Consider the following 14,060-nt stretch of genomic DNA (forward strand, 5'->3'; position numbering starts at 1 on the left):
TGAGGAATCCTCGTCGAAAACCTGCGGACCGCCGCAGCGATCAGCGTGACACCTCGTCTTGCCGCTGCCTGCCGCCCGGCCTGCGCAGGCGTAAGCGAGCGCTGGACACGCGGATGGCCGGGCGACGGATCGCGGGCATACGCCGCTGAGCACGGCGCTGAGCACGGCGCTCGGCCGGCTTGTGCTCCCAGGTCTCCGGTCGCGCGGCGACCCAGCGCTGCGAGTGCCAGGCGAACGGGATATGACCGAGGTACAGCGCGACCAACACCAGCAGCAGCACAATCGGGTAGGTGACCAGCGCCGCCGCGGCGACCGCGACCAACACGAGCAGGCCCGCGGCGGCCTGCGGTGCCACCGACACCGACTTCATTGCCAGCGTGGGGATGGTGCTGACCGACAGCGCGGCCGCGCACAGGGTCCACAGCGCGACCTCGTAGAAGCCGACCCACCAGCCGTCGCCGAACTGCACGAACAACGCGATCGGCACCAACGCGATGAGCGCGCCCGCGGGCGCGGGCACGCCGACGAAGTATTCGCGCGACCAATCCGGGCGGGTGTCGTCGTCCATCAGGGTGTTGAACCGGGCCAGCCGCAGCACGATGCTCACCGCGTACATCAGCGCGACGATCCAGCCTGCGCTATTGCTGTCCAGTAGCGCGATGTACAGCACAAGGGCGGGCGCGACGCCGAACGAGATGGCGTCCGACAGCGAATCGAGCTCCGCGCCCATCTTGCTGGTGGCGTCGAGCATGCGGGCCAGCCGCCCGTCGAGAGTGTCGAGCACCGCCGCGGCGCCGACCATTGCGAGCGAGATGTTGAGCTTGCCGTCCAGGGCGAATTTCACCGCGGACAATCCGGCGCACAGCGCCAGGATCGTCACAATGCTCGGCAGCAGCCGGATCGAGCGGCTACGCCGGGGCTTGGACACGGCGTGCTCCATCATGACTCGGCGGATGATGAGCCCAACACCGCCAGGACGGTTTCGGCCCCGATGGTGCGCTGTCCCGGCTCGACAAGTAGCTCGGTGCCCGCCGGGAAGTAGGTGTCGACGCGCGAGCCGAAGCGGATCAGCCCGTAGGTATCGCCGATGGTCAGCACGTCACCGACCTTCGCGTCGCAGACGATGCGCCGGGCCAGCAGCCCGGCGATCTGGACGACGACGACCTGCCGGCCGTCGGGGGTCTCCAAGACCATGCTGTTGCGCTCGTTCACCGAGCTGGCCTCGGGCAGGTCGGCCGAGCGGAATTGGCCGGGCTGATGCGAAACGGCGCGCACGATGCCGGAGACCGGCGTGCGCTGCACGTGCACGTCGAGCACCGAGAGGAAGATGCTCACCCGGGGCAGCGGCTGGTCGCCGAGGCCCAACTCCGGTGGCGGAGAAGCGGTGTCGACGAGTGCGACCTCACCGTCGGCGGGTGCGACGACAACGCCCGCCCGATTCGGCGGCACCCGGTTCGGGTGCCGGAAGAAGGTGGCGCAGGCCGCCGCGGCGAATAGTCCGCTCCGGCGCACCCACTTGCGACGCCCACCGAGGACCGCCACCGCTAACGGCGCGGCCACAAACGGCAGGCCGGCGGGGTGCAGCGGGGGAATCGCGGCCCGAACCAGATCGACGACATGGCCGACTCCGGTGGTTTCGGGCGTGCCGGGCGGGGTGGGGCGGCGTGCCACAGGCTCCTCTTTCGTGCTCGATACAGGTGGAATGCGCCCCTCAACAATAGGTCGAGCGCAAGCGATCACACCCTAATCGACGTAGCCGGACATCGTCCGCCCACAGCCCACACCGGGCCCAGCGAAGGCGAGGCACTATCGAGCATAGGAGCCTGTGGCAGGTGTTGCCCGTATCAGGCTCGACGGCCGGTGAACAGCTTCACCAAGAACAACAGAAGGGCCGCACCGGCCAGGCAAGTGAAGAAGCTGAACCAGAGGCCGCCGCCCTCGACGTCGACGCCGAGCAGCTTCAGCAGGAATCCACCGAGTAGACCTCCGACGATGCCGACCACGATGTTGAGAAGGATGCCCTGCTGAGCATCTGTCTTCATGATCTTGCTGGCAATCCAGCCGGCGAGTCCGCCGATTATGATCCAGCCGATAATCCCGAGTCCCAGCATGTTGTCCTCGAATCACTAGTTGGGGGCCTGCCGCCAACAGCAAAAGGCGTGCTCAGAGGGTATACCCGCGGAATGTGAGAATACGCACTGGCGCGCAGCGATCCTAGGGCTAATATGAGGGGGCCTCATGTCTACGGGCACGTAGGTAGTTGACCGATGAGGGACTCATTACATGCTTCGGGGTACAACCCGGCGGCGCCGCCGCAGGTACATAGGAGACGCATAATGGCTGCTCGAATCGCCCAGTACACCGGGGCAGAGCACACGGCGATCCTCGGGCTCGGCGTATACCGCCCCGCCCGGATCGTCACGAACGATGAGGTGGCGGGTCCGATCGACTCGAGCGACGAGTGGATCAGGACCAGGTCGGGAATCAAGACCCGAAGGTTCGCTTCGGAAACGGAAACGATCCAGAGCATGAGCGTCGCGGCCGCCCGCGACGCGCTCGAATCCGCAGGGGTCGAGATCGACCATGTCGACTGCGTGATCGTTGCTACGTCCACCCATCTATTGCTCACCCCGGCGGCCGCGCCGCGCATCGCCACCGAGCTCGGCATGAACGGCGCGGCGGCCTTCGACGTCTCCGCCGGTTGCGCCGGCTTCTGTCACGGGCTGGCGCTCGCCTCGGATCTGGTGCGCGGCGGCACCGCGAACCATGTGCTGGTGATCGGTGTGGAGAAGCTGACCAACACCGTCAATCCGACCGACCGCTCCACCGCATTCCTGTTCGCCGACGGTGCGGGCGCCGTGGTGGTCGGGCCGTCGGACACCGTCGGGATCGGCCCGACGGTGTGGGGTTCGGACGGCACCCAGCATCACGCGATCCGGCAGGACAAGGACTGGATGGAGTTCTTCGCCGAGATCGAGGAGAAGGGGCTCGACGCGGTCCGCCCCTACATGGCGATGGAAGGCACCGCGGTGTTCCGCTGGGCGGCGCATTCCCTGGAGAAGGTCTGCCGTGACGCCATCGATCGGGCGGGGCTGTCCACCGACGATCTGGACGCGATGATTCCGCACCAGGCCAACGGCCGGATCATCGAGATCATGGCCCGCGTACTGAAACTGCCGGAGCACTGCGCGCTGGCCAACGACATCGAGGAGACCGGCAATACGTCGGCCGCCTCGATTCCGCTTGCCATGGAGGCACTGCTGCGCACCGGTGAGTCGAAGCCGGGCGATACCGCGCTGCTCATCGCCTTCGGCGCGGGGCTTTCCTACGCCGCCCAGGTGGTCACACTGCCGAAATGGCAGTAGCCACCGGGTAATTCAGCCGAGGCCCCAGGTGACTTTCACCGTGAAAGTCACCGTCTGGGTGCCCGGCTCCAAGGCGAAGGACTCCGGCGCCCCGTCGCGCAGTGCCTTCGGGTTGTCGTCGCGGCTGCTTGCCTCATTGATGGTGCTGACGTCCGTCAGTTTCAACCCGGCAAGCACCGCGTATTGCTCGGCCCGCGACTTCGCGTCGGCGAAGGCACGCGAGCGCGCGTCGGCGAGCAATCGCGAATCGTCATCGAGTGCGAAAGAGACACCGCGCAGTCGAGTTTCGTTGCCGCCCGCCTTGACCCCGCTGTCCAGGATCGCCGAGGCCTTCGACAGGTCACGGACCACAATGTGCACGGAGTTGGTCGCTCGGTAGCCGATGATGGTCTGGTTGCCGCCGTTCGGGCTGCCGGCGTATTGCGGTTGGATGGAGATCTCGGTGGTGCGCACGTCCTCCCGGGCCATGCCCACGGCCACCATGGCGTCGGAGATCGCCTTGGCCTTGTCGTTGGCACCGTTGATCGCCGCGGATACGTTGTCGGCGTTCACCTCCACCCCGAGATCCGCATTCAGGGTGTCCGGGGCACCGCGCACCTGACCGGACCCGACCACGGTGACCTCGCGGTCGGGTCCCGAATCGGATTTACCACAACCGGACAGCAGCACAGCCGTCCCCGCCGCAGCCGCAATGGCCGCGGTAAAGCGCGTGTTTCGTCGCATACGACGAAAGCTACGCCTGCGCCTCGACCGCTGTCTTGATCTTGCCGAGCGTCTCGTTCATGCCGCGCACGAGTTCCTCTTCGAACGGCTGCTCGCCACCGAGCGCGGCGTTGATGGCCGTGCGAGAGAACCAGGTGGTGCCGTTGGGGACATCGCGGCGTTCGATCAGCCTGGTGCCGGTCGAGGTCGGCTCCAACGTGTAGCTCCAGATGCTGCGGTTCTCGTTGACCCGGAACGCGAAGGCCTGGTTGGGTTCATAGCGCACGATCCGCGCGGTGGTCGGCCAGTACTTCTTGCCGTCGGTATTGAGGTTGAACGTCCAGGTGCCCGCCTTCGGCGTGCCGAGCGCGAGCATCCTGACGCACTGCGGGCTGAACTCCGGCATCCGCTTCAGGTCGCCGATAACGGCCCACACCTGCTCCGGGGGTGCGGCGATGTCGATCGTGACTTCGAGGTTTTTCGGCAACACTGCCTCCGGGAGAACTGCGGCGACCGGACCTATTTCGGTCCGGCCAGCACGATTTGACGATTATCTCGCATCCTAAATATGCAGCAGTTGGAAGACAAACACGTCACATTTTCGAGATTTGTTCACCTGCCCGTGTAATGGCCAGCGCACAATGACGGATAGACGAAGCATCAGACACTGCCACCAACTTTTCCGTCCAGCGTGAGGTGATCGGCCGTGAAACTGCGCTCGCTTTTACACCGTCGGCACGTGGAACAGCTTCCGCTGCTACCCGCTGTCGAATCCTCCGATGGATCTGCGGCTCGTGGCTCGCCCTCCTCGCTCGCAGCCCGCATGATCGCTCAGGAAGAACTGCTCGAGCGCCTGCTCACACCGGGCGAACTCGACATGGTGCGCAGGCACCGGGCGTGATGGCGGGCAAACCCCGACGACAGCAGACCCGGCGAGGATCCATACTCGTTAGGTGACTTCACCCGCTGCTACGAAGCCGGCCATCCTCAGCGTCGACGACGACCCAGGGGTCTCCCGCGCGGTCGTGCGCGACCTGCGCCGCCGCTATGGCGCCGAGTACCGGATTCTGCGCGCGGAATCGGGCGCCACCGCGCTCGACGCGCTTCGTGAGATGAAACTGCGCGGCCAGCCGGTCGCGGTACTGATCGCCGACTACCGGATGCCGGGCATGGACGGCATCGAATTCCTCGAGCAGGCGATGGACCTGCACCCCTACGCCCGCCGCGTGCTGCTGACCGCCTACGCCGACACCAGCGCCGCGATCGACGCGATCAATGTCGTCGATCTCGACCACTATCTGCTCAAGCCGTGGGATCCGCCGGAGGAGAAGCTGTATCCGGTGCTCGACGGGCTGTTGGAGGCCTGGCGCGGCAGCGAGCAGCGGCCGGTGACCGAGACCAAGGTGGTCGGCAACCGCTGGTCGCCACGGTCGTCGGAGGTACGCGAGTTCCTCGCCCGCAACCAACTGCCCTACCGCTGGTATATCGCCGACGAGCCCGAAGGCGCGCGGCTGCTGGAGGCGGCGGGCGCCGATCCGGAGCGATGTCCCGTCGTCATCACCGAAGCCGGGCAGACGCTGGTGCAGCCGAGCGACGGCGAGTTGGCCCAGAGTGTCGGGCTGAGCACGAATCCGACCGGCGACTTCTATGACCTCATCGTGGTCGGTGGTGGCCCCGCGGGTCTGGGCGCGGCGGTCTATGGCGCCTCCGAGGGCCTGCGCACGGTGCTCGTCGAGCGCACGGCAACCGGCGGCCAGGCCGGACAGAGTTCGCGGATCGAGAACTATCTCGGTTTCCCGGATGGCGTGTCCGGATCGCAGCTCGCGGATCGGGCCCGGCGGCAGGCGGCCAAGTTCGGCGCCGAGGTGATCACCACCCGTGAGGTGGTCGGTCTCGAGGTGAACGGGTCCGCGCGCACCGTGCGGTTCGCCGACGGCGGACGGCTCTGCGCGCACACGGTGATCATCGCGACCGGCGTCGACTATCGCCGCCACACCGCTCCCGGCGTCGACAACTTCACCGGGCGCGGTGTCTACTACGGCTCGGCGATGACCGAGGCATCCGAATGCTCCGATCACGACGTCTACATCGTCGGCGGGGCGAATTCGGCGGGCCAGGCCGCGGTCTTCCTGTCCCGCAACGCCCGCACCGTGCACCTGGTCATCCGCGCGGACTCGCTGGACAAGTCCATGTCGCACTATCTGATCCAGCAGATCGGGCAGATACCGAACATCAAGGTGCACACTCGCACCGAGGTGATCTCCGCCGACGGCGACGACCACTTGCAGCAGATCGTGCTGCGCAATAACGAAACCGGCGCCGAGGAGAAGGCCGAGGCCGAGCGGCTGTTCCTGTTCATCGGCGCGGCGCCGCAGACCGACTGGCTCGACGGAGTGATCAAACGGGATAAGGCCGGATACGTACTGGCCGGACCCGATCTGCTCGTCGACGGCGCCAGACCGGCCGGTTGGGAATTACCGCGGCCCCCACACCACTTGGAAACAAGTGTGCCGGGCGTCTTCGTCGCCGGTGATGTGCATGCCGACTCGGCCAAACGCGTGGCTTCCGCAGTCGGTGAGGGTGCTATGGCTGTCATGCTCGTGCACCGGTATCTCGCGTAATCAGGAGGCTGACATGAATTCGAAAGATACCGCCGCGCGCAGCAGCCGCCTGGTTTGCGATCCCGCGGAATTGCGCAAGCTCTTTCTCTTCGAGAAGCTCGACGACGAACAACTCGAATGGCTGTGCGGGGACGGGCGGGTGGAAACCATCGAACCCGGTTTGGTTTTCCGTGAGGGCGATCCGGCGACCTGCTTCTATGTACTGATGGACGGCGAGGTGGTCCTCACCAAGCTCTCCAGCGGCACCGAGATCGAAATGGTCCGCACCGACCACAAGGGCGCGTATGCGGGCGCCTGGATGGCCTACATGGGCGACAAAGTCGACCAGACCTACAACGGCTCGATGTCCGTGCCGCGGCCGTCGCGGTTCTTCGTGCTCGACGCCGGCGCCTTCGCCAGGATGATGCACGAGTGGTTCCCCATGGCGGTGCACATGCTGGAGGGCGCGTTCTTCGGCAACCGCAACTCCAACGAACGCATCGCCCAGCGGGAGCGGCTGCTCGCGCTCGGGTCGCTGTCGGCGGGCCTGACCCATGAGCTGAACAACCCCGCCGCCGCCGCGGTCCGCGCTACCTCGGGGCTGCGGGAACGGATCGCCGGGATGCGGCACAAGCTGGCGATGATGGCCGAAGGCAAGTTCGACACGGAATCGCTCGTCTCGCTGGTGCGGCTGCAGGAGGAGGCGGCGGCGCAGGTCGCCAAGGCGCCGGAGTTGACGCCGATGGAAGCCGCCGATCGTGAGGACCTGCTCGGCGAATGGCTGGAGGACCACGGCATCGGCGACGCCTGGAATCTCGCGCCGAACTTCGTCCAGGCAGGCTTCGACGTCGATTGGCTCGAGCGCGTGGCCGCCACCCTCGACGACTGCCCCGACCAGGTGTTCCAGGGCGCGATCCGGTGGCTGAACTACACCATCGAGACCGAGCTGCTGATGAACGAGATCGCCGACTCGACCACGCGAATCTCCTCGCTTGTCGGTGCGGCCAAACAGTATTCGCAGATGGACCGGGCGCCGTTCCAGGTGATCGACATCCACGAGCTGCTCGACAGCACGCTGGTCATGCTCAGTCGCAAGATCGGCGACGGGGTGCAGGTGGTCAAGGAGTACGACCGCACTTTGCCGCAGGTGCCTTGCTATGCAGCGGAATTGAATCAGGTGTGGACCAACCTGATCGACAACGCGGTGTACGCGATGAACGGCCAGGGCACCCTGACGATTCGGACCAGGCACGAAAACGACTGTGCCGTCGTCGAAATCGGCGATACCGGTCCCGGCGTACCCGCCGAGGTGCGTAGTCGAATCTTCGAACCGTTCTTCACCACCAAACCGGTCGGCGAGGGCACCGGCCTCGGCCTGGACATCTCCTTCCGGATCGTGGTGAATAAGCACAACGGCGATATCCAGCTCGATTCGGAGCCGGGCAATACGCGCTTCACCGTCTGGCTGCCGCTGCACCGCGCCGAGGAAAACCCGGCCGAAGCGAACTCGGCCGACGACAATCGAGGCGAACCGGAATCCAACGCAGGAGGACAACGATGACGCAGCAAGACCTGGAAGGGATCGACCCGAGCGTCGCACCGAGCGGAACCGGCTGCGTCGAATGCGAAGCGGCACAGGGCTGGTGGGTGCATCTGCGCCGCTGTGCCCAATGCGGCCACGTCGGCTGTTGCGACACCTCGCCCGCGCAGCATGCGTCCAAGCACGCCGAGGAAACCAGTCACCCGTTCATCCAGAGCTTCGAGCCGGGCGAGGATTGGTTCTGGGACTTCCGCACCGAGGAGATGTACAGCGGCGGACCGGAGCTGGCTGCGCCGACCAGTCACCCGGCCGACCAGCCGACACCGGGCCCGAGCGGGCGTGTTCCCGCCGATTGGCAGCAGCATATTCACTGACCTTCAGTGATCGATTGGGCGATCATAAGTCGCCCACCGCACAGTAGGAGCGACAGCGCCGGAGCCAGACCCCGGCGCCCGATCCGCTGCGGAGCCTCCCATGACGACGACCCGATCGCACCCGGTACGCTGCACCGAACGCGCCGGAGGCTCCGGCGCCTCTAGTCACCGGGAAATGCACGTGATGAAGCGAACTTCCGCCATCGCCCTCGCCGCAGGGGCGGTGGTCCTACTGCTGGCAGGCTGCGGCGGATCGGATGAATCCGCCGAGGCCAACGGTCTGCGCAAGGGCACGACCGGCACCAGTTCGTCGGTACCGCAGCCGACCGGCACCAGCACCGGCACCAGCAGCCCGCCGACCACCGGTGGCGGCGCTGCGACAACCCCCGCCAAGACGGTCGACCCGTCGCTCGGCCCGGCGTCGCGCACCACCTGTGGTGAATTCAAAGCGCTCGATAGCGTGGCGGAGAAGGCGCTGATCGAGCAGATACTGGCGGAGAACCCGAACAGCTCCTTCGCAGGCAGCCCGAACGTCGCGCTCGGTACCGCGAAGCTGGTCTGCCTCGCGCCGAGCAATGCCGATACCCCGGTCGCCACTGCCGCCGGGATCGTCAGGTAGGACAGTGTCTCGCTGAGACAGCGCGCGTGCGCAGCCTACCGGCTGCGCACGCGCGTTTTTTCATACCATCACTGCTCAGGGCTGGCCGGTGGCGAGCGCCGTCAGAGCATCGATGAACGGCTGACCGCCCATGGCCGCACCGCCCGCGAGCGCGCCGACGACGATCCCGGTCGGCCCGGTGATGAGGCTGAAGATGCCGAAGCCGAGCAGGCCACCGATGAATCCGCCGAGCATGCCGCCGAGAATCATGCCGACAATGTTCTGGCTCGCTTGCTGCACGAAGTTGTCGAAGGAGCTGATGTCCTTCAGATCGGCGATATCCTTCGGGCTCACTTCCGGTGTAAGTGTGAGGCTTCGGCCGCTGTCATCGATCTTGTAGGCGACCGGAATCGCGTGCCCGGCAACCTCGAACGTCAGCGGCACCTCGGCGACGACCGCGCCGTTCTCGCCCTGTACCGCCACCGCTGCGCCGTTACCGCTGAGGGCGAATTTGCCCGCGTCGAGCGTGGTGGTCACAACCTTTGCATCACGGGAAAGCGCTGTGTTGTAGCCGATTCCCTGCTCGATGCCCGAAGTGGACACGGCCTGCTCGACGGCCACCGGTTGCGCGTTCGCGGCGCCCGCAGTGATTCCCACCGCCGCGATGGCCAGAAATGCGGTCGCGCTGAACTTTCCGAACTTCATTCTTTGAATCCCCTCCAAAAGACGGCCGTCCGATCGGATCGACCGTCGGGGACGTTACCGCGTCCGCAAGTGACTGGCACACAAGGGATTAGCGCCGATGTCGACGGACTCCCCGGGTTGTTCTCCGCCGAAATAGTTGGTCGCCGGAACATAACTGAAATGGAGTTGTCGCACCACGCCGGTGCGTGACGAACCACGTAATAGTCATTGCGAACTGTGAAATAGATATGTGCGCGACAGCGTGGATCGCCGCTGTTCATTGATTGCTGCGGCAACGGCTGGAACCGAGTAGGTCGGCACGCGACCACTGGTGCGCGGCCACGATGCCGCCGACGACGAAACCCGGCCGCATCCGGTTCCGTGAAAACACTCACAATTATGTTTGCGAGCTGCAGATAGCAGGACGAGGCGCTCACGACGGTGTTTTTCGGCGAACACGCCCGCACCCGGGCAGAATGGCACAGTGGCAGAACTGGCTCTCACCGCTCGCTTGAACCCGTCCGCCGCCGATGCCCGCCGCGGCGTGGTGCGGCTGCACCCGGAGGCGCTGACCGCGCTCGGGCTGCGTGAGTGGGACGGCATCTCGATGGTCGGGTCGCGACGAACCGCGGCGGTCGTCGGGGTGGCGCCCGCGGATACACCGACGGGAGTTGCGCTGCTCGACGACGTCACATTGTCGAATGCGGGGCTGCGCGAGGACGCGACCGTGGTCGTCGCCCCCGCGACGGTGTACGGCGCAAAACAGGTCTCGGTCAGCGGGTCGGTGCACGCCACCAGGACCATTCCGGCGGCGACCCTGCGACAGGCGCTGCTCGGCAAGGTCGTGACCGTCGGTGACGCGGTCTCGCTGCTGCCGCGAGATCTGGGCCCCGACATCAGTTCTTCGGCTGCCACCCAGGCGCTTTCCCGCACGTTCGGTATCGCGTGGACCACCGAGCTGCTCACGGTGACCGCCATCGATCCAGGGCGCGGCCCGGTGAGTGTGCAGCCGAACACCGCCGTCTTCTGGGGTGCGGGCGTGGTCGCCGCACGCGAGGCCGCCGACCGCGCGGCGGCCGGGGCACCGATCCCGGTGGGCGAGCAATCGCAGGCAGCGGCCGCAGCAGGCGAGCTGGCGGCCATAGCTGCGACGAACGGCGAGGTAACGGGCTGGGTCACCGGGAGCGGTCGCGCCGCGATCCCCGTCGAGGAGCTGGCGGGCGTGCACGGCCAGGCCGCGAAACTCGACGAGTGGCTCAGCCTCGCGCTCGACGAACCGGAGTTGCTCAAAACCCTCGGTGCCACACCGCATCTCGGCGTGCTGATCACCGGCCCCGCCGGTGTCGGCAAGGCCACCCTGGCTCGCTCGGTGACCGCGCCGCGGCGCATCATCGAGCTGGACGGCCCGACCGTCGGGGCCGCCGAGAGCGGCACCCGGTTGCGTGAGGTCGCCGCCGCGGTCGCCGAGACCGGCTCCGGTCGGGGCGGGATCCTGCTCGTCACCGATATCGACGCACTGCTGCCTGCGCAGGCCGAACCGGTCGCCACCCTCATCCTCGACCAGTTGCGAGCGGCGATCGCCGAGCCCTCCGTCGCGTTCCTCGCGACCACCGCGCACCCCGCCGATATCGACCCACGGCTGCGCGCTCCCGATCTGTGCGATCGCGAACTCGCCCTCGCGCTGCCGACGGCCGCGGTGCGCAAGGCACTGCTGGAGCAGTTGCTGCGCAAGGTGCCGACCGACGAACTGAAGCTGGACGACATCGCCGCGCGGACACCCGGATTCGTGGTGTCGGATCTGGCGGCCCTGTGCCGGGAGGCGGCGCTGCGCGCGGCATCCCGTGCGAGCAAACAACATTCGGACCCGGTGCTGGCCCAGGCCGATCTGCTCGGCGCACTGGAGGTGATCCGGCCACTCTCGCGTTCCGGCGTCGACGAACTCGCGATCGGCAGCCTCGGTCTCGACGACGTCGGCGATATGGTCGAGACCAAGCAGGCGCTCACCGAGACCGTGCTCTGGCCGCTGCGCCACCCGGATTCCTTCGCCCGCCTGGGCATCCATCCGCCGCGCGGGCTGCTGCTCTACGGTCCGCCCGGCTGCGGCAAGACATTCCTGGTTCGCGCGCTGGCGGGCACCGGCCAGCTCAGCGTGCACGCGGTGAAGGGTGCTGAGCTGATGGACAAATGGGTCGGGGCCTCCGAGCGAGCGGTGCGCGAACTGTTCCAGCGCGCACGCGATTCCGCGCCCTCGCTGATCTTCCTCGACGAGGTGGACGCACTCGCGCCACGACGCGGTCAGAGCAGCGACTCCGGCGTCGGCGACCGGGTGGTCGCCGCGCTGCTGACCGAACTCGACGGTGTGGAGCCACTGCGCGATGTGGTGGTGCTCGGCGCGACGAACCGCCCGGAGCTGATCGATCCCGCACTGCTGCGCCCGGGCAGACTGGAGCGCCTGGTGTTCGTGCCGCCGCCGGACGCCGACGCCAGGCTGGAGATTCTGCGCACCGCGGGCCGGTCGGTGCCGCTGGCCGACGACGTCGACCTCGCCGCACTCGCTGCCGACCTGGACGGGTACTCCGCGGCGGATTGCGCGGCCCTGTTGCGTGAGGCCGCGCTGACGGCCATGCGGCGGGATATGGACGCCGCCGACGTCACGGCCGATGACGTCGCAGCGGCACGGGCGGTGGTGCGGCCCTCGCTCGATTCCGATCAGGTCGAGTCGTTGCGCCGCTACGCCGACACCCGCGGTTAGCCGTTCGCAGCCACCGAGGCGAACTCACCGCAATCGAGGCCTTACTGGCCTTTGCCCAAATTGCACCTGACCGGGCAATGTTTCAGTAATCACAAGGTCAACCGTCGCGCACAGGTATGTTCGCATCGTGCGAAGGATCGGCAATGCGGTCGACACGATCACGGCTTTCCTGGGGGCCGCGGTCGCCGGCGTGTCGCTACTGCTGCCGATCACCTTCACCTGGACGGGCCAGACCACGCAGTATCGGCTGACCAGCCTCATCAACAGCGTGCCGCGCGGCGCCGCGATCGGGGTGATCGTCGCGGTCGCCGTCGCCGTGCTGGTGACCACCTTCACCCGTCCGGTGACGGCGTGGGCGACGGCGCTCGGCGGCGCGCTCGGCATGTTCGTCAATCACTTTGCCGGACGCCACGTTTCCTCGCCCGACATGCTGACCACACAGAACTATCTGGACTCGGTGTGCGCGGGCATCCTGCTCGGCGCACTCGGCGCGGCAGTGCTGCGCAGACCGGGTCTGGCGATCGGATTCACACTGGGTGGCGCAGGCTCCTTCGTCGCAGGCAACCTGGCCGACGCACTGCATATCACCGCGCAGGATCCGCTCCAGATTCTGGAAACACCGCCACGGTGGCTGATCGCGGCGGCGGTGGGGTTCCTGTCGCTCAGTACCTACCACAACCGGTCGCGGCCGATGGCCGAGCGGTCACCGCGGCTGGCCGTGGAACTTCCGGTGACGCCGATTCTCGCGGCCATGGTGCTGGCCCTTGTCGTCCTCATGGTCACCGAATGGCTGAACCGCCAGTATCAGGACGCGCCCAACGTCAGTCATGCGGTCGATATCGGACTCGCGGTCACCGCGACGGCGCTCGCCGCAATGGCCGCCGCGATGCTGCTGCCGGGGCGCGATGGCGTCGGCGTGTACCTGGCGGTGAGTCTGGTTCCGGTCTTCACTGCCCTCGGCTACGCCGCACGGCCGGGCTGGGGCGTGGTTGCGCTACTGGCAATTACCGCCGTCGGGCTGTTCATCGGGACCCGACTGCCGTCGGCGTTCATCGCGATCACGATGATCGCCGGACTCGCCGTATTCGCCATATACAACGGGAGCAGCGATATCAACGTCGTGGACGCAGCGGGCAGCGCCGGTCTCGCATTGACGACAGGCTACTGCTGTGGCACGGCACGCCCTCGCTACGCGCCGAGCGGCGTGCTGGCGATCGCGGCCCTCTACCTGCCATCGATCATCACAGCGGTCGAACTCCGGCCCGACGGCGCGACCAAAGCATCGACACCTGGGTGCACCGCACTCGCGATCGTGGCCTGTTCGGCCGTCGGAATTGCCGTGCTGTACTTCTTCCGGCCGCGCGGTCGGCCGCCGCAATCGGACGAGCCCGCCGAGGGCGAAACATTAGCGGACATATAGCCGATCCGCTTCGACATGGCCGACG

At 66.9% G+C, this 14,060-nt stretch carries 14 protein-coding genes; 8 read left to right on the plus strand and 6 right to left on the minus strand.

The window, feature by feature from the left end:
* Positions 1-40: 40 nt before the first annotated feature.
* From OHQ90_RS01820 to OHQ90_RS01830, 3 genes are all read right to left on the minus strand, one after another.
* Positions 41-940 (minus strand): CDP-alcohol phosphatidyltransferase family protein, encoded by a 900-nt coding sequence (locus OHQ90_RS01820; RefSeq protein WP_442941432.1) that lies wholly within the window; start codon positions 938-940, stop codon positions 41-43.
* A complete protein-coding gene (locus OHQ90_RS01825) occupies positions 940-1,671 on the minus strand; it encodes a phosphatidylserine decarboxylase (protein ID WP_328406814.1) in 732 nt (243 codons plus the stop codon). The genes OHQ90_RS01820 and OHQ90_RS01825 overlap by 1 nt, the downstream gene beginning before the upstream one ends.
* Positions 1,672-1,844: 173 nt before the next feature.
* Positions 1,845-2,111: a GlsB/YeaQ/YmgE family stress response membrane protein gene (locus OHQ90_RS01830; protein WP_328406815.1), complete on the minus strand. Its 267-nt coding sequence runs from the start codon at positions 2,109-2,111 to the stop codon at positions 1,845-1,847.
* A 225-nt stretch (positions 2,112-2,336) separates the two neighbouring features.
* Between OHQ90_RS01830 and OHQ90_RS01835 the strand changes: the two genes are divergently transcribed.
* Complete coding sequence (locus tag OHQ90_RS01835; protein WP_328406816.1) at positions 2,337-3,365, plus strand: beta-ketoacyl-ACP synthase III; 1,029 nt, start codon at positions 2,337-2,339, stop codon at positions 3,363-3,365.
* Between the two features lie 12 nt (positions 3,366-3,377).
* Here the strand turns inward: OHQ90_RS01835 and OHQ90_RS01840 are convergent, their stop codons facing one another.
* Together OHQ90_RS01840 and OHQ90_RS01845 are read right to left on the minus strand one after the other, a co-directional pair.
* Entirely contained in the window at positions 3,378-4,088 is a 711-nt protein-coding gene (locus OHQ90_RS01840; RefSeq protein ID WP_328406817.1) for an SIMPL domain-containing protein, read from the minus strand.
* A 10-nt stretch (positions 4,089-4,098) separates the two neighbouring features.
* Positions 4,099-4,554 carry an SRPBCC family protein gene (locus OHQ90_RS01845; RefSeq protein ID WP_328406818.1) on the minus strand — a complete coding sequence of 152 codons (456 nt, stop codon included), beginning with the start codon at positions 4,552-4,554 and terminating at the stop codon, positions 4,099-4,101.
* Between the two features lie 252 nt (positions 4,555-4,806).
* Between OHQ90_RS01845 and OHQ90_RS01850 the strand changes: the two genes are divergently transcribed.
* From OHQ90_RS01850 to OHQ90_RS01870, 5 genes are all read left to right on the plus strand, one after another.
* Positions 4,807-4,968: a hypothetical protein gene (locus tag OHQ90_RS01850; protein WP_328406819.1), complete on the plus strand. Its 162-nt coding sequence runs from the start codon at positions 4,807-4,809 to the stop codon at positions 4,966-4,968.
* 52 nt (positions 4,969-5,020) lie between these two features.
* Positions 5,021-6,688: an FAD-dependent oxidoreductase gene (locus OHQ90_RS01855; protein ID WP_328406820.1), complete on the plus strand. Its 1,668-nt coding sequence runs from the start codon at positions 5,021-5,023 to the stop codon at positions 6,686-6,688.
* Positions 6,689-6,701: 13 nt separating this feature from the next.
* Entirely contained in the window at positions 6,702-8,228 is a 1,527-nt protein-coding gene (locus tag OHQ90_RS01860; protein ID WP_328406821.1) for an ATP-binding protein, read from the plus strand.
* A complete protein-coding gene (locus OHQ90_RS01865) occupies positions 8,225-8,581 on the plus strand; it encodes a UBP-type zinc finger domain-containing protein (protein WP_328406822.1) in 357 nt (118 codons plus the stop codon). Before OHQ90_RS01860 ends, OHQ90_RS01865 begins: the two co-directional genes overlap by 4 nt.
* Before the next feature lie 184 nt (positions 8,582-8,765).
* Positions 8,766-9,200 (plus strand): hypothetical protein, encoded by a 435-nt coding sequence (locus OHQ90_RS01870; RefSeq protein ID WP_328412468.1) that lies wholly within the window; start codon positions 8,766-8,768, stop codon positions 9,198-9,200.
* Positions 9,201-9,275: 75 nt separating this feature from the next.
* Here the strand turns inward: OHQ90_RS01870 and OHQ90_RS01875 are convergent, their stop codons facing one another.
* A complete protein-coding gene (locus OHQ90_RS01875) occupies positions 9,276-9,884 on the minus strand; it encodes a hypothetical protein (RefSeq protein WP_328406823.1) in 609 nt (202 codons plus the stop codon).
* A 463-nt stretch (positions 9,885-10,347) separates the two neighbouring features.
* Here OHQ90_RS01875 and OHQ90_RS01880 point away from each other — a divergent pair, with 463 nt between their 5' ends.
* On the plus strand, positions 10,348-12,615 hold the full coding sequence (locus tag OHQ90_RS01880) for an AAA family ATPase (RefSeq protein ID WP_328406824.1): 2,268 nt from the start codon (positions 10,348-10,350) through the stop codon (positions 12,613-12,615).
* A gap of 127 nt (positions 12,616-12,742) precedes the next feature.
* Complete coding sequence (locus tag OHQ90_RS01885) at positions 12,743-14,035, plus strand: hypothetical protein (protein WP_328406825.1); 1,293 nt, start codon at positions 12,743-12,745, stop codon at positions 14,033-14,035.
* The last annotated feature ends 25 nt before the right edge of the window (positions 14,036-14,060 follow it).

Source organism: Nocardia sp. NBC_00403 (assembly GCF_036046055.1).
In the GTDB taxonomy this organism is placed as follows: Bacteria; Actinomycetota; Actinomycetes; order Mycobacteriales; family Mycobacteriaceae; genus Nocardia.